This is a genomic window from Streptomyces sp. MRC013 (genome assembly GCF_023614235.1).
Lineage (GTDB): Bacteria > Actinomycetota > Actinomycetes > Streptomycetales > Streptomycetaceae > Streptomyces.
Genome location: NZ_CP094264.1, coordinates 2,019,011 through 2,039,252, shown reverse-complemented (window position 1 = coordinate 2,039,252; position 20,242 = coordinate 2,019,011). Strand labels below are relative to the sequence as shown.

Here is a 20,242-nt window from a genome sequence, read left to right as displayed (position 1 = left end):
GGGTCCCCTCCCAGAACCCGCTGGCCGGCTTCGGCGTGACCTTCAGGGCCATGTTCAGGAAGCGGCTGACGGAGCAGTACCCGGAGCAGCGGAAGACGACGGCGCCCCGCTTCCACGGCAGGCACCAGCTCAACCGCCACCCCGACGGGCTGGAGAAGTGCGTCGGCTGCGAACTGTGCGCCTGGGCGTGCCCCGCCGACGCCATCTACGTGGAGGGCGCGGACAACACCGACGAGGAGCGCTACTCGCCCGGCGAGCGGTACGGCCGCGTCTACCAGATCAACTACGCCCGCTGCATCCTGTGCGGGCTGTGCGTCGAGGCGTGCCCGACGCGGGCGCTGACGATGACGAACGAGTTCGAGCTCGCCGACGGCTCCCGCGAGAACCTCATCTACACCAAGGAGCAGCTCCTGGCGGGCCTGCGGGAGGGCATGGTCGACACGCCCCACGCCATCCACCCCGGGATGGACGAGCAGGACTACTACCGGGGCTTGATCCACGAGGCCGCGCCCGGCACGGTCCGCCAGGTCGCCGTCAGCAGGGGCGAGCAGCCCCCGCAGGAGGCCGCCTCGGACTTCGGCGGGAACGAGCCCGCGTCCGGGAGGGTGGTCGGGGCATGAGCGCGAACACGCTGGCCGCCGCGTACACCACCTCGACCGGGGAGGCCGTGCAGTTCTGGGTGCTCGGCACGGTCGCGGTGATCGGCGCGCTGTGCACCGTACTGATGCGCAAGGCCGTCCACAGCGCGCTGTGCCTGGCCGGGACGATGGTCGTGCTGGCCGTCTTCTACCTCGCCAACGGCGCGTACTTCCTCGGTGTCGTGCAGGTCGTCGTCTACACGGGCGCGATCATGATGCTGTTCCTCTTCGTGGTGATGCTCGTCGGCGTGACCGCCGCCGACTCGCTGAAGGAGACCATCAGGGGGCAGCGCTGGCTGGCCCTGCTGTGCGGGCTCGGCTTCGGCACCCTGCTGATCGCCGGCATCGGCCGGGCCTCGCTGGACACGTTCGAAGGCCTCGGCACGGCGAACGCCGGGGGGAACGTCGAGGGCCTGGCGGAGCTGCTGTTCACCAGGTACGTCTTCGCCTTCGAGATCACGGGCGCGCTGCTCATCACGGCCACCGTCGGCGCGATGGTGCTGACGCACCGGGAGCGCACCGAGCGGGCCCGCACCCAGCGGGAGCTGGCGGAGCAGCGGGTCCGCGAGGGCACCCAGGTCCCGCCGCTGCCGGCGCCCGGCGTGTACGCCCGGCACAACGCCGTGGACGTCCCCGGCCTGCTGCCGGACGGCACCCCGTCCGAGCTGACCGTGAACCGCACGCTGCGGGCGCGCGGACAGGTCCGCGACGTGTCGGCGCGGGCGCTGGAGGACCTGCGGGCGCTGGAGCAGCGCGCCGAGGAGCGGCTGGGCCGCCGGCGGGACGGAGAGGAGGCGGCCAAGTGAATCCCGTCAACTACCTGTATCTCGCCGCCCTGTTGTTCACCATCGGCGCGGCCGGGGTCCTGATCAGGCGCAACGCGATCGTCTTGTTCATGTGCGTGGAGCTGATGCTCAACGCCTGCAACCTGGCGCTGGTCGCCTTCTCCCGCATGCACGGCAACCTGGACGGCCAGGTCATCGCCTTCTTCACGATGGTCGTCGCCGCCGCGGAGGTCGTGGTCGGTCTCGCGATCATCGTGTCCCTGTTCCGTGCCCGCCACTCGGCCTCGGTCGACGACGCCAGCCTGATGAAGTTGTGAGGGGTCGCTGAATCGTGGAGAACCTGATCGCGCTGCTCGTCGCGGCGCCCCTGCTCGGAGCGGCCGTCCTGCTGTGCGGCGGCCGGCGCCTGGACGGGGCCGGGCACTGGCTCGGCACCCTGCTGGCCGCCGCCTCCTTCGTCGTCGGCGCGGTGCTCTTCGCCGACATGCTGGGCAGGGGCGCCGAGGACCGCGCCCTGCACCAGCGGCTGTTCAGCTGGGTGCCGGTCGAGGGCTTCCAGGCGGACGTCGCCTTCCAGCTGGACCAGCTGTCGATGACGTTCGTCCTGCTCATCACCGGCGTCGGCACGCTCATCCACGTCTACTCCATCGGGTACATGGAGCACGACGAGCGCCGCCGCCGCTTCTTCGGCTACCTGAACCTCTTCCTCGCGGCGATGCTGCTGCTCGTCCTCGCCGACAACTACCTGCTGCTGTACTTCGGCTGGGAGGGCGTGGGCCTCGCCTCGTACCTGCTGATCGGCTTCTGGCAGCACAAGCCGAGCGCGGCGACGGCCGCGAAGAAGGCGTTCCTGGTCAACCGCGTGGGCGACATCGGCCTGTCCGTGGCGATCATGCTGATGTTCACCACGTTCGGGACGTTCGCCTTCGGGCCGGTGCTCGCCTCGGCCGGCGGGGCCTCCGAGGGCGTGCTGACGGCGATCGGGCTGATGCTGCTGCTCGCCGCGTGCGGCAAGTCCGCGCAGGTGCCGCTGCAGTCCTGGCTCGGCGACGCGATGGAGGGCCCCACCCCGGTGTCGGCGCTCATCCACGCGGCGACGATGGTGACGGCGGGCGTGTACCTGATCACCCGCTCCGGCGCGGTCTTCAACGCGGCGCCGGACGCGCAGCTCGCCGTCGTGGTGGTCGGCGCGGTGACGCTGCTCTTCGGTGCGGTCGTCGGTTGCGCGAAGGACGACATCAAGAAGGCCCTCGCCGGTTCGACGATGTCCCAGATCGGCTACATGATCCTCGCCGCCGGCCTCGGGCCGGTCGGCTACGCCTTCGCGATCATGCACCTGGTGACCCACGGCTTCTTCAAGGCCGGACTGTTCCTCGGCGCCGGGTCGGTCATGCACGGCATGAACGACGAGGTCGACATGCGCCGGTACGGCGGACTGCGCAAGCACATGCCGATCACCTTCGCCACGTTCGGCCTCGGCTACCTGGCGATCATCGGCTTCCCCGGCCTGTCGGGCTTCTGGTCCAAGGACCGGATCATCGAGGCGGCGTTCGCCAAGGGCGGCACCGAGGGCTGGATCCTCGGCGCGGTCACCCTGCTCGGCGCCGGGCTCACCGCGTACTACATGACCCGGGTGATGATCATGACGTTCTTCGGCGAGAAGCGCTGGCGGCCCGCCCCGGACCCGGAGCGGACGGCGGACGTGGAGCCCGGCGCGGAGGCGGCGCCCGGCGCGATGCCGCACCCGCACGAGTCGCCGAGGTCCATGACGGTCCCGATGATCCTGCTGGCCTTCGGGTCGGTCTTCGCGGGCGGCCTGTTCTCCCTGAACAGCGCCTTCGTCAACTGGCTGGAGCCCGTCACCGACTTCGAGCACGGCCACCCGCCGGTGGGCGCGGGCGTCGTCACCGCGGCGACGGTCGTCGTCCTGCTGACCGGCGCCGGCATCGCGTACGCCCAGTACGGCCGCAGGCCCGTGCCCGCGGTCGCGCCGCGCGGCTCGCTGCTCACCCGGGCGGCCCGCCGCGACCTGCTCCAGGACGACTTCAACCACGTGGTCCTGGTGCGCGGCGGCGAACACCTCACCCGCTCGCTGGTCTACGTCGACCACTCCCTCGTCGACGGCGTCGTCAACGGCACGGCGGCGGCGATGGGCGGCCTCTCCGCCCGGATGCGCAAACTGCAGAACGGCTTCGCCCGCTCCTACGCGGTCTCGATGTTCGGAGGTGCTGCGGTGCTGATCGCCGCGACCCTGCTGATGAGGGCGGTGTGACCGCGATGTCCTTCCCCCTCCTGACCGCCACGGCGGCGCTCCCGGCGATCGGCGCCGTCGTCACGGCCGCCGTGCCCGCCGCACGGCGCACCGCCGCCAAGTGGACCGCCCTGCTGTTCTCGCTCGGCACGCTCGCCCTCGCCGCGGCCGTCCTGGTCCGCTTCGACCCGGCCGGCGACCGCTACCAGCTCACCGAGTCGCACGCCTGGATCGAGGACTTCGGCGTGCGGTACGAACTCGGCGTGGACGGCATCGGCGCGGCGCTGCTCGCGCTCACCGCCCTGCTGGTGCCGTTCGTGATCCTCGCCGGGTGGCACGACGCCGACGCTTCCCCACGCCCTTCGGGCAGGGGACACCCCGATGACCGCGTGGACGGGCGGTGGCGGCCCACACAGGGCTTCTTCGCCCTGATCCTCATGGTCGAGGCGATGGTGGTCCTCTCCTTCGAGGCCACCGACGTCTTCCTCTTCTACATCCTCTTCGAGGCCATGCTCGTCCCGATGTACTTCCTCATCGGCGGCTTCGGGGACCGCGCCCACGCGGGCGGCGACGACAGGGCGGCCGCCCAGCGGTCGTACGCCGCGGTGAAGTTCCTCCTCTACAACCTGGCCGGCGGGCTCATCATGCTCGCCGCCGTGATCGGGCTGTACGTCGCCGCGGGGAACTTCTCGCTCCCCGACATCGTCGCCGCCCGCGCGAGCGGTGAGCTGGACATGGCGACCGGCACCGAGCGGCTGCTGTTCCTCGGCTTCTTCCTCGCGTTCGCCGTCAAGGCCCCGCTGTGGCCGCTGCACACCTGGCTGCCCAACGCGATGGGGGAGTCCACGGCGCCCGTCGCGGTGCTCATCACGGCCGTCGTCGACAAGGTCGGCACCTTCGCGATGCTCCGCTTCTGCCTCGGCCTGTTCCCCGAGGCGTCGAAGTGGGCCACGCCCGTGATCATCGTCCTGGCCCTGGTCAGCATCGTCTACGGGGCGCTGCTCGCGGTCGGCCAGCGGGACGTCAAGCGGCTGATCGCCTACGCGTCGATCTCCCACTTCGGCTTCATCGTCCTCGGCATCTTCGCGATGACCAGCCAGGGCCAGAGCGGCGCCACGCTCTACATGGTCAACCACGGCATCTCGACGGCCGCGCTGATGCTGGTCGCCGGGTTCCTGATCTCCCGGCGCGGCTCGCGCCTCATCGCGGACTACGGCGGTGTGCAGAAGGTCGCCCCGGTCCTGGCGGGCACCTTCCTCGTCGGCGGCCTGGCCACGCTGTCGCTGCCCGGGCTCGCGCCGTTCGTCAGCGAGTTCCTGGTCCTGGCCGGCACCTTCGCCCGGTACCCGGTCGCCGGCGTCGTCGCCACCACCGGCATCGTCCTGGCCGCGCTCTACACGCTGGTGCTGTACCAGCGGACGATGACCGGCCCGGTGAAGGAGGAGGTCCGGGCCATGCCCGACCTGCGGCCGCGCGAGCTGGCCGTGATCGCGCCGCTGATCGCGCTCCTCCTGTTCCTCGGCGTCTACCCGAAGCCGCTCACCGACATCGTCAACCCGGCGGTGCGGCACACCATGTCCGACGTACAGCAGAAGGACCCCCGGCCCGATGTGGAGGCGGCCAAGTGAGCACTACGCACTTCCACGGCCCGTGGACGGCGGCCGCCGAACCGCTCGGCGCGATCCCCGCCCCGGAGATCGAGTACGCCCAGCTGGCCCCGGTCCTCATCGTGGTCGGCGCGGCGGTCCTCGGCGTCCTCGTGGAGGCCGCCGTCCCGCGCCGCGCCCGGTACCACGTGCAGCTGTTCCTCAGCGGCGCGGCGCTCGCCTGCGCGTTCGCCGCGGTCGTCGGCCTCGCCCTCACCGGGCACGGCACGACGAAGGCGCGGATCTCGGCGATGGGCGCCGTCGCCGTCGACGGGCCGGCGCTGTTCCTCCAGGGCACGATCCTGCTGACCTCGCTCGTCGCGGTGTTCACCTTCGCCGAGCGGCGGCTCGACCCGGCCCGTCACGGCCACCGCGTCGACTCGTTCGCCGCCGAGGCCGCCGCCGTACCGGGCGGCGACCACGAGAAGGCCGCGGTCAGGGCCGGGTTCACCACCACCGAGGTGTTCCCGCTGATGCTGTTCGCCGTCGCGGGCATGCTCGTCTTCCCCGCCGCCAACGACCTGCTGACGCTCTTCATCGCGCTGGAGGTCCTCTCGCTGCCGCTGTACCTGCTGTGCGCCGTCGCCCGCCGCAAGCGGCTGATGTCGCAGGAGGCCGCGGTCAAGTACTTCCTGCTCGGGGCGTTCGCCTCGGCGTTCCTGCTGTTCGGCGTCGCCCTGCTGTACGGCTACGCGGGCTCCGTCTCGTACGCCCGGATCGCGGACGTCGTGGACGGCGCGGCCGGCACGGTCTCCCCGGCCCTCGCGGCGACCACGGGCGACGACGTGCTGCTGCTCGTCGGCTTCGCGATGGTGCTGGCGGGCCTGCTGTTCAAGGTGGGCGCCGTGCCGTTCCACATGTGGACGCCGGACGTCTACCAGGGCGCCCCGACCCCGGTCACCGGATTCATGGCGGCGGCGACCAAGGTCGCGGCGTTCGGCGCGATGCTGCGCCTGCTCTACGTGGTCCTGCCGGGCCTGCGCTGGGACTGGCGGCCCGTCATGTGGGGCGTCGCCGTGGTCACGATGCTGGCCGGCGCGATCGTCGCGATCACGCAGACCGACATCAAGCGGCTCCTCGCCTACTCGTCGATCGCCCACGCGGGCTTCATCCTCGCCGGCGTCATCGCCGCGACGCCGTCCGGGGTCTCGTCCACGCTCTTCTACCTGGCGGCGTACTCCTTCGTCACCGTCGGCGCGTTCGCCGTGGTCACGCTGGTGCGGGACGCGGGCGGCGAGGCCACGCACCTGTCCAGGTGGGCGGGGCTGGGACGGCGCTCGCCCCTGGTGGCGGCGGTGTTCGCGGTGTTCCTGCTGGCCTTCGCGGGCATCCCGCTGACCTCCGGCTTCTCCGGCAAGTTCGCCGTGTTCAAGGCGGCGGCCGAGGGCGGCGCGGGCGCACTGGTGGTGGTCGGCGTCATCGCGTCGGCGATCGCCGCGTTCTTCTACATCCGGGTCATCGTGCTGATGTTCTTCAGCGAGCCGCACCCGGAGGGCCCGACCGTCGCGGTGCCGTCGCCGCTGACGACGACGGCGATCGGCGTGGGCGTCGCGGTGACGCTGGTGCTGGGCCTCGCCCCGCAGTACTTCCTGGACCTCGCGGACCGGGCGGGGGTGTTCGTCCGGTAGCGGCGGCCCCGGAGGAGCCCGGGGCGCACGCGGACGGCCGGGCGGGGCGCGGTGGCGCGCCCCGCCCGGCCGTCCGCGCGGGGATCACCCTCCGGGCGGCCCGGTCCTCAAGGGCCCCGCGGAACGGCCCGTGCGGGTCAGTTCTCCGCGGCGCAGCGCACGTCGGGGTTCCACTCGTGGAACATCCCCTTGGGGTTGGGCTTGTGGAGCCAGACGTGCAGGTCGTAGTGGGCCTTCACGCCCTCCTCCACTCCCGCGGACGGCCCGAGGAAGGGCTGCCCGAACATCGTCGGCCGGTCGTCGTCGGTCGTCAGGTCCTGGTCGGCGTCCTCGACGAACCACTCCACGCCGACCAGCCGCAGCGTCCCGTCCTCCGCCTTCTCGTACATCAGGGCGGCGGGCTTCGCCGGGTCGGTGGTGTTGTTGTACGCCTTGTTGACGTAGTGGTAGCCCATGCCACCCTCGCCGGCGCGGGCGATGCAGCCGCGCAGCGGCAGGTAGCCGTCCTCGACGGCCCGTTCGACCCGGTGGTACTTCTGCGTCGCGCTGTACGCCGTCATCAGGTCGGCGAGCACGGCGGCGTCGTCGTCGGGGGCGGCCGCCGCGGGTGCCGGGCCCGCCAGGAGCGTCAGGGGGATCAGGGCGGCGACGGCGGCGGCGGACAGGGGCCCTCTCGGCTTCATGCGGTACTCCTCGTGGGACGGGGGTGCGGGTGCTTCCGGGCACCCGGCGGGTCCGGGCGGGCCCCCCGCCCCGCCCCCAGCAGCATGTGCCGTGCCGCCGCCGCCCGCACCCGGAGTCGGCCATAGGGCGGAAGGCGCCGTCCGCCGCGGCGGCGCCGCGCACCGGCCGCGTCCGGGACGGCGCGCCGCCACGGCGTCCCCGCGGGGAAGCCGGAGGGCCCGGCACCCGGAGCCGGGTGCCGGGCCCCGGGGCGCGGCGGGTCAGGCGGCGGGCGTGATCCGGCCGGTGACCTCGCCCAGGCCGACCTTCACGCCGTCCGGGCCGGGCGCCCAGGCGGTGAGCGTGACCTCGTCGCCGTCCTCCAGGAACGTCCGCTTCCCGGTGGACAGGTCGAGCGGGTCCCGCCCGTTCCACGTCAGCTCCAGCAGGGAGCCGCGCTGGTGCGCCTCGGGCCCGCTGACGGTGCCGGAGCCGTACAGGTCGCCGGTGCGCAGCGACGCGCCGTTGACCGTCATGTGCGCCAGCTGCTGCGCGGCCGTCCAGTACATGGTGGAGAACGGCGGTTCGGCGACGACCTCGCCGTTGATCTTCACGGTGATGTGCAGCTCGTAGCCGCCCGGCTCGTCCTCGCCGGAGTCGTCCAGGTACGGCAGCAGCGGGAGGTCGCGGGCCGGCGGGGCCACCCGGGCCGCGTCCAGGGCCTCCAGGGGCGTCACCCACGCCGACACCGACGTGGCGAACGACTTGCCCAGGAACGGGCCCAGCGGCACGTACTCCCACGCCTGGACGTCGCGCGCCGACCAGTCGTTGAGGAGCGTCAGGCCGAAGACGTGCTCCCGGAAGTCGCCGAGCGCGACCGGGCGGCCGTGCTCCGACGGCGTGCCGACGACGAAGCCGACCTCCGCCTCGATGTCCAGCTTCGTCGACGGGCCGAAGACCGGCGCCGGGTCGGCCGGGGTCTTGCGCTGCCCGGAGGGGCGCACCACGTCGGTGCCGGAGACCACGACGGTGCCGGAGCGGCCGTGGTAACCGATCGGCAGGTGCTTCCAGTTGGGCGTGAGCGGCTCGCCGTCCGGGCGGAAGATGCGGCCCACGTTCGACGCGTGGTGCTCGCTCGCGTAGAAGTCGACGTAGTCGGCCACCTCGTACGGCAGGTGCAGCACCACCGCGTCCAGCGGGTGCAGCAGCGGCTCGACGTCCGAGCGGTGCGCGGGCGACGTCAGCCACGCCGTCAGCGCCCGGCGCACGTCGCGCCAGACCCTGCGGCCCGCGGCCATCAGCGGGTTGAGGGACGGCCGGGCGAGCAGTCCGGCGTACGGCGAGCCGAGCGCGTGCGCCGCGGCCCCGGCGTCCAGGACGTGGTCGCCGATCCGCACGCCGACCCTGCGGCGGCCGGGTTCGGCGGCGGTCGAGAACACTCCGTACGGGAGGTTGTGCGGGCCGAAGGGGTCGCCTTCGGCCAGGTCGAGCGGGCTCGGGGAGGGCTGCTCGGGCATCGGTGCTTGCCTCGCTTTCCACGTGTGTAGGGGACACGTTACGGCCGGGGCGCACGCTTCTCCCAGACGCGGTGGGGGAGGGCCTCGTCACCCCGGGCCGCGCGCCGGCCCCACCGGCCCGGGGAGCGCGCGCACCGGACCGGGGGGCGCGCCTCCCCCGGCCGGGGGGCGCGCCGCGGCCCGTCCGCCGGGGCGGCACCGGGCGCCTCGCCGGGACGGCACCGGACGCTCCGGGCCGCCACCCGCCCCGCGCACGCCGCCCCCGCCTCAGCCACCGCCCGCCGTCACTCCGCCCGGCCCGTACGGGCCGCCCGGTTCGTACGGGCCTCCGGACCGGACCGGGCGGGTCCGGCCGGGGCACCGGCACGGGAACGGCAAGGAGACGGCAGGAGGGCGGCGAGGAGGCGAAGGGGAGGCGGGAAGGAGGGGCGCGGGTGCGGTCCGCCGCCCCCGGCGGGACCAGGGGGCGGGGGCGCGGGGGCGCTCGGCGGCCCTCCACGGGCGCGCTTCCGGCCGCGCACGCCGGCCGCGGGCGGACCGGGGGTGGCGGGAAGGTGCCCACGGTGATCGGAACCGGACCGGATACGCTGACGTGAGCGAATCCAGCGACACGTCGACAATCCGTGTGATCGTCCGCAGACAGGAGACCCCCTCGTGACCGCAGTCGGGCCGTTCGGGCTGAGCGTGCGGGACCAGGCTCTCGAAGCCGATGTCCAGAACGGACTGGCGGCTGTCGAGGCCGGGCTGCTCGACGCCACCAAGAGCGACGTGCCGTTCATCACGGAGGCGGCGCAGCACCTGGTGCGGGCGGGCGGCAAGCGGTTCCGGCCGCTCCTGGTGATACTCGCCGCGCAGTTCGGCGACCCGCACGCGCCCGGCATCGTCCCCGCGGCCGTGGTGGTCGAGCTCACCCACCTGGCCACGCTGTACCACGACGACGTGATGGACGAGGCGCTCGTACGGCGCGGCGTGGACAGCGCCAACACGCGCTGGGGCAACTCGGTCGCCGTCCTCACGGGCGACTTCCTCTTCGCGCGCGCGTCGCACGTCCTGGCGGACCTCGGGCCCGAAGCGGTGCGCATCCAGGCGGAGGCGTTCGAGCGGCTGGTCACGGGCCAGATCCTGGAGACCGCGGGCCCGCGCGACGGGAGCGACCCGGTCGAGCACTACCTGGACGTCATCGCGGGCAAGACCGGCTCCCTGGTCGCCGTCTCCGGCCGGTTCGGCGCGATGATGGCGGGCGCGGGGGAGCGGTTCACGGAGATCCTGACGCAGTACGGCGAGCGGCTGGGCGTGGCGTTCCAGCTGGCCGACGACGTCCTGGACATCGCCTCCGACTCCCACGAGTCCGGCAAGACGCCCGGCACCGACCTGCGCGAGGGCATCGCCACCCTGCCGGTCCTCCACCTGCGCGCCCTGGCGGAGCGGTACGGCCGGGCCGAGGACGTGGAGCTGGTCGAGCTCCTGGAGGGCGACCTGGCGGACGACGCCCGGCACGCCGAGGCGCTGCGCCGGCTGCGCGTCCACCCGGCGCTGGAGCTGGCCCGCCGCGACACGGTGCGGTACGCGCGGGAGGCGCGGGCGATGCTGGCCCCGCTGCCGGACGGGTACGCGAAGGCCGCGCTCGCCGAACTGTGCGACCTCGTGGTGCACCGGGCGGGCTGAACCGGGTGCCCGTGCGGAGCCCCGGCCTCGTGTGGGGGAGGACCCTGACGCCGGGTCATCCCAGAGAGGTACTCCGGGTTGCTGCCCGGGTCTGACGTCTTCGCGCCGCCGGTCCGGTGGAATGGGAACACCAGACCACGGAGGTAGCGCAGACATGGCACCGAACGACAGCGACGCACAGACCCCGCGGCCCCTGCGGCGGACGGTGGCCCGGTACGCGGTCCCGGCCGCGGTGGCGGGGGTGGCGGCGGCGACCATCGGGCTCGTCCCGGCGCTCGCCGCCTCCGGCGACCCGGACCTGCCGGAGATCACCGCGCAGGAGCTCGTCGAGCGGATCGCGGCGGCGGACGCCCAGCGGCTGTCCGGCACGGTGAAGGTCACCACGGACCTCGGCCTGCCGTCGATCGCCGGCCTCGGCGACCTGACGGGCGAGGACCCGGCCGCGGCGAAGTCCGCCGACGAGCAGCTGATGCGGCTCGCGTCCGGCACGCACACGCTGAGGGTCGCCGCGGACGGCCCGGACCGGCAGCGGCTGACCGTCCTGGACGGCGACGGCGAGTACACCCTCGTGCGCGACGGCGACGAGGCGTGGGCGTACGACAGCAGGTCCGGCGAGGTCCACCACGAGAAGGGCCTGGACGCGGGCGGCGCGGACGGCCGGGAGGCCGCCCGGCCTCCGGTCACGCCGAAGGAGCTCGCGGCCCGGATGCTGGCGGCGGTCGACGGGACGACGTCGGTCACCGTCGGCGGCACGGCGCGGGTCGCCGGGCGCGACGCGTACCAGCTGGTCGTGAAGCCCGAGCAGAGCGGGTCCACGATCGGCTCGGTGAAGGTCGCGGTCGACGCGGAGAAGGGCGTGCCGCTGAAGTTCACGCTCACGCCGAGCGGTGGCGGCGCGGCGGCGGTCGACGTCGGCTTCACCGAGGTCGACTTCGGGAAGCCGGACGCGTCGGCGTTCCGGTTCACGCCGCCGGAGGGCGCCGAGGTCGTCGAGGGGAACGGCCCGGCCGCCGGGGCGCGGGAGAAGGACGGCGGGGCGCTCCGGAAGGGGCTGGAGGGCCTGGAGCCCGGGAAGGGCGGATCGGGCCCGAACGTCATCGGCGAGGGCTGGACCACGGTCGTCGAGCTGGCCGGACCGGGCGGCGCCCCGGCCGGCGCGCCGGAGGCGGGTGCCGGGTCGGGGGCGCTGCCCGAGGGGGCCGCGGAGTTCCTGGACGGGCTGGGCACGCGGGTCGGCGGCGAGTTCGGCTCCGGCATGGTCTTCAAGACCCGCCTGGTCAACGCCCTGATGACGGACGACGGCCGGGTGTACGTCGGTGCGGTGACGCAGCAGGCGCTGGTCGCCGCGGCGAACGACGCCGCGAAGTAGCCGCCCGTACGGCACCGGGCCCACCGCCGTCGTGGCGGTGGGCCCGGTGCGCACCCCGTCCGCGGGAGGGGGCGGCGGGCCGCCCGTCCCGGTCCGGGGCCGGCGGCTCAGAAGGTCAGCGAGAAGCTGTTGACGTAGCCGGTGTCGTACCGCGCCACGTCCTGGACCCGCAGCTTCCAGACGCCGTTGGCGGTCTCGCTCGACGCGTCGACGGTGTACGTCTCGCGGACGTTGTCGGCCGAGTCGCCGCTGCTGGAGTTCTTCAGCCGGTACGCGGTGCCGTCCGGGGCGACGAGGTCGACGACGAGGTCCCCGCGGTAGGTGTGGACGATGTCGACGCCGACCTTCAGGGCGGCGGGGGCGTTGCCGGTGCGGTCGCCGACGGTGACGGAGGAGGTGACGGCGGTGCCGCCGTCCGGGATCGCCACGTCGGCGGTGTTCTGGTACGTGCCGCCGGTCGGCGGCTCGGTCGTCCCGGCGGACAGGGTCCACACGGCGTGCGCGAGGGCGTCGCTGTTGCGGTTCAGCGCCGTGTCGTTGATGTTGGACGTCGTGTCGCAGGACGAGTGGTAGCAGCGGTCGAAGGCCTGTCCGGCCGTACCGCCCCACTTCTGCGCCTGCGCGCTGGTCTTCGCCCGGCTGGCGCCGGTGAACAGCCCGCCGACCGGGACGCCGGCGTTCATGAAGGGGGCGTGGTCGGAACGCCCGTCGCCCTCGGTCTCGATCTCCGTGGGGACGCCGATGCCCGCGAAGTAGTCCTTGAAGGTCTTCTCGATGACCGGGTCGTCGTCGTAGACGAAGTAGCCCGCGTTGGGCGAGCCGAGCATGTCGAAGTTCATGTAGCCGCTGAGCTTGGCGCGCTCGGTGGACGGCAGGTTCGCCACGTAGTGCTTCGAGCCGATGATGCCCAGCTCCTCGGCGCCCCACCAGGCGAACCGCAGGTGCTTGGTGGGCCGGTACCCGGCGCGGGAGACGGCGAGCGCGGTCTCCAGGACGGCGGCGGAGCCGGAGCCGTTGTCGTTGATGCCGGGGCCGGAGGTGACGGAGTCCAGGTGGGAGCCGGCCATGAGGACCTGGTTGGTGTCGCCGCCCGGCCAGTCGGCGATCAGGTTGTAGCCGGTGGCGCCGTTGTACGTGAACGGCTGGACGGTGGTGGTGAAACCGGCGGCGTCGAGCTTGCCCTTCACGTAGTCGATGGACGCCTTGTAGCCGGGGCGGCCGTGGGCGCGGTTGCCGCCGTTGGCGGTGGCGATCGACTGGAGCTGGGTGAGGTGCCCCTTGACGGCGGTCAGCGAGATGTCCGGCGCGGCGGCCGTGCCGACGGACGACGTGCGGGCCGCGGCGGGGGCGGCGGTGGCGGCGGGGGCCGCCGTGGCGAGCAGGCCCGCGAGGGCGAGGGCGGCGGCCGCGGCGGTGCGTCTGGGGGTGGAGGACGCGAAGGGTGCCATGGGGGGCTCCGGATTCCGTGTGGGGATGGGATGGGTGGCGGAGCGTGCGGGACGCCCCGCGGCGGTGGTGCCGCGGGGCGCTGGAGTTGTGGTGCGCGACCGGTGCGCCCGGCCTTCCGGTTCCGGTCGGCGTCCGGTCGTGCGGGTTGAATGTACAGCGACAATTCAGCCGTACGTCAAGGGCCGATCCTGCTCGATGACCGCCGCATGCGGGACATAACGGTGGTAATCCGGGGAGCGGGCGACCTCCCCACGCGGAAACGGCCGTCCCCCGGTGCTCCTCGCAGGCCGGGGTCCGCGCGGAACGCGAGGCCGAGGTCCCGCGATCCGTTTCCAGCGGCGGGACGCACCCTCGGGCACCCCGTCCCGCGCCCGTCCCGCGCCCACCGGCCCGTCCCGCGCCCGTCCCGCGCCCACCGGCCCGTCCCGCGCCCGTCCCGCGCCCACCGGCCCGTCCCGCGCCCGTCCCGCGCCCACCGGCCCGTCCCGCGCCCGTCCCGCGCCCACCGGCCCGTCCCGCGCCCGTCCGCGTCCACCCGTGGTCGCCGCGCGGCCCGCACGGGACGCCGCCCGCGTCTGACCGTCCGGGGCCGGCCCCACGACGTCCACCGGACGCGCGCCGGCTCCCGCCGCCTCCCGGCACGGTGGACGGCCCCGGGCAGCGGAGACACCGCGGGGGAACGGAGGTGCGGGGAACCGACGTCCCCGCCGAGGGGCGCGGACCCCCGACCGCCCGGACCCCCGACCGCCCGGACCCCCCGACCGCCCGGGCCCCGGCACGCTCGTGGCGGACACCGGCCGCGGTGGCCGGGTGGGGAGTGCCGGGGGCCGGGCGGTCCGTACCGGTCACCGCGTCCCGTCGGCGGGGGACCCGGAGGTCAGCTCACCCACTTGCACTCGGCCGAGAAGAACTCCCCGTGACCCGGATTGAGGATCTCACCGCCGCAGTCGTAGTGCCACGGCCCCTCTCCGCGGGTGACGTTGGTGACGTCGGCGGACTCCAGCCCCCACTGGTCGCCCCCCTCGACGGAGCCGTAGGCGGTGATGACCACGTTGTACCGGTTGTTCCAGGGGACGAGGCCGTTCTCCTGGCAGAGGTAGTACGTGCCGTAGGCGCCTTCCTCGAAGTCGTCGCCCGACGAGTCGAGTTCCATCATCCGCTTGAGCTTGTACCCCGCGGCCTTGTCGTAGACGTCGATGTAGACGGTGTTGTCGGTACCCATGAAGGGGAAGTTCCTGGTCTTCACCCCCACCTTCCACACGGTGCCGCCGCAGGAGGCCGCGGCGGCGGCCGTGCCGGTCCCCTCCGCGCGCGGCGCGTCGGCGGCGGCGGGGGACGCGGTGAGGGAGAGCAGGGAGGCGGTGAGCGCGGCGGACGTGACGGCGGCGCGGTACTTCATCGGGACTCTTCTTCCGGAGGAGGGGTGGCTGTGCGAGCGGTGATCGTGACGCCGGCGCCGGTCGGCCGGCGGAAGCTGCCTAGGAGACCCATGCGCATTCCACCGGCTCGAATCCCTGCGACTCCTTGCCGAGGACCTTGTCCTCGCACTGGTAGTGCCACTGCTCCTCACCGGTGGTGAGGTTCTGGACGTCCACGGACCTGACGGTCCACCAGTCGGACTTGCCGTAACCGGCGTGGCGCAGGACGACGCTGTAGTTCGACTTCCACGGGACCAGCCCGCTGTCCTCGCACAGCACGAAGGTGTCGTAGGCGTCCTCCTGGAACGTGTCGCCCGGGTTGTCGAGCTCGACCATCTTCTCCCAGCTGTAGCCGTTGGCCTTGCGGAAGAAGTCCAGGTAGACGTAGCGGTCCGTGCCCAGGTCCGAGGTCTGGACACCGACCTTCCACAAGGTCCCGGCGCAGGCGGCCGCCGTCGGCGCGTCGACGGCGGCGGGCCGGGTACCGGCCGCCGCCGGTGACACCAGCGCGGCCGTCAGGAGCAGCGTCGAGGCGGCTGCGGTCGCAAAACGGGCCTTCATTTCGGTTCCTCTCCATCGCGGTCATGTCGTGCACTCCTGGTGCACGAAGGACGCTAGGAGGAACCGCTGTTCTCCCGCTAACGGCGGATTAACGGGCCCCGAGGCCCTTCACCAGGTCCTCCCGGTCCTCCGCCGGGGCCTGGACGGCGGGCCCGGCCGCCGGCCGCGCGGCCCGCACGCGCGCGCGCCGCACCCCGCGCAGGGCGTCCCAGGTGAGCAGCGCCAGCGCCAGCCACACCAGCGCGAAACCGGCCCACCGCTCCGGCGGCATGGCCTCCCGGAAGTACAGCACCCCCATCAGGAACTGGAAGACGGGCGCCAGGTACTGCAGCAGCCCCAGCGTCGACAGCGGCACGCGGATCGCCGCCGCGCCGAAGCACACCAGCGGCACCGCCGTGACCAGCCCCGACGAGGCGAGCAGCGCCATGTGCCCCGCCCCCGCCGTGCCGAACGTGGCGGACCCCCGGGCGCCCAGCCACACGAGGTACCCGACGGCCGGCAGGAAGAGGACCGCCGTCTCGGCGCCCAGCGACTCCAGGCCGCCCAGGTTGACCTTCTTCTTCACCAGCCCGTACGTCGCGAAGGAGAACGCCAGCGCCAGCGAGATCCACGGCGGCCTGCCGTACCCGACGGCCAGCACGACCACCGCCGCGAAGGCGACGCCGACCGCCACCCACTGCGTCGGCCGCAGCCGCTCCTTCAGCAGGACGACGCCCATGGCTATGGTGACCAGCGGGTTGATGAAGTACCCGAGGGACGACTCGACGACGTGGCCGGCGTTGACGGCCCAGATGTAGAGACCCCAGTTCAGGGCGATCACCACCGCCGCGCCCGTGATGAGCGCCAGCTTCCCCGGCTGCCGCAGCAGCGCGGGTATCCACGCCCAGCGCCGCATGACCAGCAGCGCGAGCGCCACGGCCACCAGCGACCAGGCCATGCGGTGGGCGAGTATCTCCACCGCGCCCGCCGGTTCGAGCAGGGGCCAGTACAGGGGGAAGAGCCCCCAGATGCCGTACGCCCCGACCCCGTAGAGGAGCCCCGTCCTCCGACCGCCCCCGCCGCCGTTCCTGGCCGCCACCCGCCGCTCCGTTCCCTGTCCGGGACGCCACCGTCCCGTGCCTTTCCGTCCGCCCGACGGTAACGCCGCACGAGGCGGCGTGCCATGTCCGTATCGCCATACGGTCATGACATGTCCCACACGGAGCCGTGCCGGGCGGTCCGGGCGCGGCCGTCACCGGTCCCGGCGGGCGGCACCGCCGGAGGCGGCCGCGCCCGGACCGGGGCGCCCGCCGGCCGGGGGGCCGCGGAGCGGGGCCGGTCGTACGCGAAGGCCCGGCCCCGGACCCGCGCGGGATCCGGGGCCGGGCCCGTGGACGGCCCGGACGGCGTCAGCCGACGACCGTCCAGGTGTCGTTGCCGGCGAGCAGGGCGGACAGGTCGCCCTTGCCGCGCCGTTCGACGGCGGCGTCGATCTGGTCGGCCATGAGCGCGTCGTACACCGGCCGCCGGACGCTGCGGAGGACCCCGATCGGCGTGTGGTGCAGGGTGTCCGGGTCGGCCAGCCGCGAGAGCGCGAAGGCCGTGGTCGGCGACGCGGCGTGGGCGTCGTGGACCAGTACCCGCGCCTCGTTCTCCGGAGTGACGGCGACGACCTCCAGGTCGCCCGTCGCCGGATCGCGGACGACGCCCTTCGACCCGTCCGGGCCGAAGCGGACCGGCTGCCCGTGCTCCAGGCGGATCACCGCGTCCTGGGCCCGCTCCTTGTCCTTCAGCGCGTCGAAGGCGCCGTCGTTGAAGATGTTGCAGTTCTGGTAGATCTCCACCAGGGCCGTGCCGGGGTGGTCGGCGGCCTGCCGCAGGACTTCGGTGAGGTGCCTGCGGTCGGAGTCGACTGTCCGGGCGACGAAGGTGGCCTCCGCGCCCAGCGCCAGCGAGACCGGGTTGAACGGCGCGTCCAGCGAGCCCATCGGCGTGGACTTGGTGATCTTGCCGACCTCGGAGGTGGGCGAGTACTGGCCCTTGGTCAGGCCGTAGATCCGGTTGTTGAACAGCAGGATCTTGAGGTTGACGTTCCGCCGCAGCGCGTGGATCAGGTGGTTGCCGCCGATGGACAGCGCGTCGCCGTCGCCGGTGACGACCCAGACCGACAGGTCGCGGCGCGAGGTGGACAGGCCCGTGGCGATGGCGGGGGCGCGGCCGTGGATGGAGTGCATCCCGTAGGTGTTCATGTAGTACGGGAAGCGCGAGGAGCAGCCGATCCCGGAGACGAAGACGATGTTCTCCCTCGCCAGCCCCAGCTCGGGCATGAAGCCCTGCACGGCGGCGAGGATCGCGTAGTCGCCGCAGCCCGGGCACCAGCGGACCTCCTGGTCGGACTTGAAGTCCTTCATGGACTGCGTGCCCTCGGCCTTGGGCACCAGGGTCAGGGCTTCACTGGGCATCGATGGCCTCCTTGAGGGCCTCGGCGAGCCGCTCGGCCCTGAACGGCATGCCGTTGACCTGTGTATGGCTGCGCGCGTCGACCAGGTACTTCGCGCGGATGAGCGTGGCGAGCTGCCCGAGGTTCATCTCGGGGACGACGACGGTCTCGTACCGCTCCAGGACCTCGCCGAGGTTGGCCGGGAAGGGGTTGAGGTGCCGCAGGTGCGCCTGTGCGATCGGGGCGCCGCCCGCGCGCAGCCGGCGTACGGCGGCGGTGATCGGCCCGTAGGTGGAGCCCCAGCCGAGCACCAGCGTCCGCGCGGCGCCGTCCGGGTCGTCCACCTCCAGCTCCGGGACGGCGATCCCGTCGACCTTGGCCTGGCGGGTGCGGACCATGAAGTCGTGGTTGGCCGGGTCGTACGAGATGTTGCCCGTGCCGTCCTGCTTCTCGATGCCGCCGATCCGGTGTTCCAGGCCGGGCGTGCCGGGCAGCGCCCAGGGCCGCGCCAGGGTCTCCGGGTCGCGCTTGTACGGCCAGAAGACCGCGGTCCCGTCGTCCAGGGTGTGGTTCGGACCCGTCGTGAAGGTGACGCCCGGGTCGGGGAGGTCCTCCGGGTCCGGGACGCGCCACGGCTCGGAGCCGTTCGCCAGGTACCCGTCGGACAGCAGGAACACCGGCGTCCGGTACGCGAGGGCGATCCGCGCGGCCTCCAGGGCGGCGTCGAAGCAGTCCGCCGGGGTGCGCGGCGCCACCACCGGCACCGGGGCCTCGCCGTTGCGCCCGTACATCGCCTGGAGCAGGTCCGCCTGCTCGGTCTTGGTCGGCAGGCCCGTGGAGGGGCCGCCGCGCTGGATGTCGACGATCAGCAGCGGCAGCTCCAGCGACACGGCCAGGCCGATCGTCTCGGACTTCAGCGCCACACCCGGCCCGGAGGTGGTCGTCACCGCCAGCGAACCGCCGAACGCCGCGCCCAGCGCCGCGCCGATGCCGGCGATCTCGTCCTCCGCCTGGAAGGTCCGCACGCCGAAGTTCTTGTGCCGGCTCAGCTCGTGCAGGATGTCCGAGGCCGGCGTGATCGGGTACGACCCGAGGAACAGCGGCAGGTCCGCCCGGTGCGCGGCCGCGATCAGCCCGTACGACAGGGCCAGGTTCCCGGAGATGTTCCGGTACGTGCCCGCGGGGAACGCCGAGGTGGCGGGGGCGACCTCGTACGAGACGGCGAAGTCCTCCGTCGTCTCGCCGAAGTTCCAGCCCGCGCGGAACGCGGCGACGTTCGCCTCCGCGATCTCCGGCTTCTTCGCGAACTTCTTCCGCAGGAACTGCTCGGTGCCCTCCGTCGGCCGGTGGTACATCCACGACAGCAGGCCCAGCGCGAACATGTTCTTCGACCGCTCGGCCTCCTTGCGGGACAGGCCGAAGTCCTTCAACGCCTCGATCGTGAGGGTCGTCAACGGCACGGGGTGGACGCGGTAGCCGTCCAGCGACCCGTCCTCCAGCGGCGAGGTCGCGTAGCCGACCTTCGCCATGGCCCGCTTGGCGAACTCGTCCGTGTTGACGATGACCTCGCCGCCGCGCGGAACGTCCGCGATGTTCGCCTTCAGCGCGGCCGGGTTCATCGCGACCAGCACGTTCGGCGCGTCGCCGGGCGTGAGGATGTCGTGGTCCGCGAAGTGCAGCTGGAAGGACGAGACGCCCGGCAGCGTCCCGGCGGGCGCCCGGATCTCGGCGGGGAAGTTCGGCAGCGTCGACAGGTCGTTGCCGAACGTCGCCGTCTCCGACGTGAACCGGTCGCCCGTGAGCTGCATGCCGTCGCCCGAGTCGCCCGCGAAGCGGATGACCACGCGGTCCAGGCGGCGGATCTCCTTCGCGGGGACGCGCTGCACCGGAGTGCCCGGCGCCTCCCCGGCGCGCTGTTCCCCGGCGGCCACCGGGGCCTCGCGCGCCGTCTCACCCGTCTGCTCGGCCGGGCTGCTGACCTGGCTGGTCACTGAACTGGACCTCCCTGAGACAAGGGGTCTCCCCGCCGTCGGCGGGAGAACGCTCGGAGGACGGCCGGACCGACCGGCCACCCCCAAGGCCCACCCTACGTCGGTAAGGGTTCCCTTCCTTGAACAGTTCGAATAGTGGACGTTCTCCTGAGACGTACGTTCTTCCTGGAACATCATGCTTCGTCTCCCCCCGTGTTCCACCGGAGCGGCACTCCCGGCCCGGCCCCCGCCCCGGATCGGGA

Annotated in this window: 16 protein-coding genes; 8 read left to right on the top strand and 8 right to left on the bottom strand. The window is 73.2% G+C overall.

Annotation, left to right across the window (positions count from 1 at the left end):
• The first annotated feature begins 50 nt into the window (after positions 1-50).
• Genes nuoI through nuoN form a run of 6 tightly spaced genes read left to right on the top strand, consistent with a single transcriptional unit; the run spans position 51 to position 6,948 of the window.
• Entirely contained in the window at positions 51-620 is a 570-nt protein-coding gene (gene nuoI / locus LUW75_RS09170) for an NADH-quinone oxidoreductase subunit NuoI (RefSeq protein ID WP_250335162.1), read from the top strand.
• Positions 617-1,444, top strand: a complete 828-nt coding sequence (locus tag LUW75_RS09165) for an NADH-quinone oxidoreductase subunit J (RefSeq protein WP_250335161.1) — start codon at positions 617-619, stop codon at positions 1,442-1,444. Before nuoI ends, LUW75_RS09165 begins: the two co-directional genes overlap by 4 nt.
• A complete protein-coding gene (gene nuoK, locus LUW75_RS09160; RefSeq protein WP_250335160.1) occupies positions 1,441-1,740 on the top strand; it encodes an NADH-quinone oxidoreductase subunit NuoK in 300 nt (99 codons plus the stop codon). Before LUW75_RS09165 ends, nuoK begins: the two co-directional genes overlap by 4 nt.
• Positions 1,741-1,754: 14 nt before the next feature.
• On the top strand, positions 1,755-3,695 hold the full coding sequence (gene nuoL, locus LUW75_RS09155; RefSeq protein WP_250335159.1) for an NADH-quinone oxidoreductase subunit L: 1,941 nt from the start codon (positions 1,755-1,757) through the stop codon (positions 3,693-3,695).
• A gap of 5 nt (positions 3,696-3,700) precedes the next feature.
• Positions 3,701-5,302 carry an NADH-quinone oxidoreductase subunit M gene (locus LUW75_RS09150; protein WP_250337605.1) on the top strand — a complete coding sequence of 534 codons (1,602 nt, stop codon included), beginning with the start codon at positions 3,701-3,703 and terminating at the stop codon, positions 5,300-5,302.
• Positions 5,299-6,948, top strand: coding sequence for an NADH-quinone oxidoreductase subunit NuoN (gene nuoN, locus LUW75_RS09145; protein WP_250335158.1), 1,650 nt, complete (start codon positions 5,299-5,301; stop codon positions 6,946-6,948). Before LUW75_RS09150 ends, nuoN begins: the two co-directional genes overlap by 4 nt.
• 137 nt (positions 6,949-7,085) lie before the next feature.
• Here the strand turns inward: nuoN and LUW75_RS09140 are convergent, their stop codons facing one another.
• Positions 7,086-7,631, bottom strand: coding sequence for a hypothetical protein (locus tag LUW75_RS09140; protein ID WP_250335157.1), 546 nt, complete (start codon positions 7,629-7,631; stop codon positions 7,086-7,088).
• A 261-nt stretch (positions 7,632-7,892) separates the two neighbouring features.
• Positions 7,893-9,128, bottom strand: a complete 1,236-nt coding sequence (gene fahA / locus LUW75_RS09135) for a fumarylacetoacetase (protein ID WP_250335156.1) — start codon at positions 9,126-9,128, stop codon at positions 7,893-7,895.
• 654 nt (positions 9,129-9,782) lie between these two features.
• On the opposite strand from fahA, the gene LUW75_RS09125 reads away from it, so the two are divergent.
• Together LUW75_RS09125 and LUW75_RS09120 are read left to right on the top strand one after the other, a co-directional pair.
• Positions 9,783-10,793, top strand: a complete 1,011-nt coding sequence (locus tag LUW75_RS09125) for a polyprenyl synthetase family protein (protein ID WP_250335155.1) — start codon at positions 9,783-9,785, stop codon at positions 10,791-10,793.
• Positions 10,794-10,947: 154 nt separating this feature from the next.
• Positions 10,948-12,162, top strand: a complete 1,215-nt coding sequence (locus LUW75_RS09120; protein WP_250335154.1) for a LolA family protein — start codon at positions 10,948-10,950, stop codon at positions 12,160-12,162.
• A gap of 107 nt (positions 12,163-12,269) precedes the next feature.
• On the opposite strand, the gene LUW75_RS09115 is transcribed toward LUW75_RS09120, so the two are convergent.
• The 6 genes from LUW75_RS09115 to LUW75_RS09090 all read right to left on the bottom strand — a co-directional run bounded on the left by LUW75_RS09115 (position 12,270) and on the right by LUW75_RS09090 (position 20,000).
• Positions 12,270-13,610, bottom strand: a complete 1,341-nt coding sequence (locus LUW75_RS09115) for a M28 family metallopeptidase (protein ID WP_250335153.1) — start codon at positions 13,608-13,610, stop codon at positions 12,270-12,272.
• Positions 13,611-14,488: 878 nt separating this feature from the next.
• Positions 14,489-15,010, bottom strand: coding sequence for a hypothetical protein (locus LUW75_RS09110; protein ID WP_250335152.1), 522 nt, complete (start codon positions 15,008-15,010; stop codon positions 14,489-14,491).
• 79 nt (positions 15,011-15,089) lie between these two features.
• Positions 15,090-15,590 (bottom strand): PLAT/LH2 domain-containing protein, encoded by a 501-nt coding sequence (locus tag LUW75_RS09105; protein ID WP_250335151.1) that lies wholly within the window; start codon positions 15,588-15,590, stop codon positions 15,090-15,092.
• An 88-nt stretch (positions 15,591-15,678) separates the two neighbouring features.
• Positions 15,679-16,668: an EamA family transporter RarD gene (gene rarD, locus LUW75_RS09100; protein ID WP_250335150.1), complete on the bottom strand. Its 990-nt coding sequence runs from the start codon at positions 16,666-16,668 to the stop codon at positions 15,679-15,681.
• Between the two features lie 310 nt (positions 16,669-16,978).
• Positions 16,979-18,031 (bottom strand): 2-oxoacid:ferredoxin oxidoreductase subunit beta, encoded by a 1,053-nt coding sequence (locus LUW75_RS09095; protein ID WP_250335149.1) that lies wholly within the window; start codon positions 18,029-18,031, stop codon positions 16,979-16,981.
• Positions 18,021-20,000: a 2-oxoacid:acceptor oxidoreductase subunit alpha gene (locus LUW75_RS09090; protein ID WP_462933710.1), complete on the bottom strand. Its 1,980-nt coding sequence runs from the start codon at positions 19,998-20,000 to the stop codon at positions 18,021-18,023. The genes LUW75_RS09095 and LUW75_RS09090 overlap by 11 nt, the downstream gene beginning before the upstream one ends.
• Positions 20,001-20,242 lie beyond the last annotated feature (242 nt).

Coding starts and splice junctions, on each gene's coding strand:
- fahA (WP_250335156.1), bottom strand. CDS start 9,128: ATGCCCGAGCAGCCCTCCCCGAGCCCGCTCGACCTGGCCGAAGGCGAC.
- LUW75_RS09140 (WP_250335157.1), bottom strand. CDS start 7,631: ATGAAGCCGAGAGGGCCCCTGTCCGCCGCCGCCGTCGCCGCCCTGATC.
- nuoI (WP_250335162.1), top strand. CDS start 51: ATGTTCAGGAAGCGGCTGACGGAGCAGTACCCGGAGCAGCGGAAGACG.
- LUW75_RS09165 (WP_250335161.1), top strand. CDS start 617: ATGAGCGCGAACACGCTGGCCGCCGCGTACACCACCTCGACCGGGGAG.
- LUW75_RS09120 (WP_250335154.1), top strand. CDS start 10,948: ATGGCACCGAACGACAGCGACGCACAGACCCCGCGGCCCCTGCGGCGG.
- LUW75_RS09150 (WP_250337605.1), top strand. CDS start 3,701: ATGTCCTTCCCCCTCCTGACCGCCACGGCGGCGCTCCCGGCGATCGGC.
- LUW75_RS09110 (WP_250335152.1), bottom strand. CDS start 15,010: ATGAAGTACCGCGCCGCCGTCACGTCCGCCGCGCTCACCGCCTCCCTG.
- LUW75_RS09105 (WP_250335151.1), bottom strand. CDS start 15,590: ATGAAGGCCCGTTTTGCGACCGCAGCCGCCTCGACGCTGCTCCTGACG.
- LUW75_RS09115 (WP_250335153.1), bottom strand. CDS start 13,610: ATGGCACCCTTCGCGTCCTCCACCCCCAGACGCACCGCCGCGGCCGCC.
- LUW75_RS09095 (WP_250335149.1), bottom strand. CDS start 18,031: ATGCCCAGTGAAGCCCTGACCCTGGTGCCCAAGGCCGAGGGCACGCAG.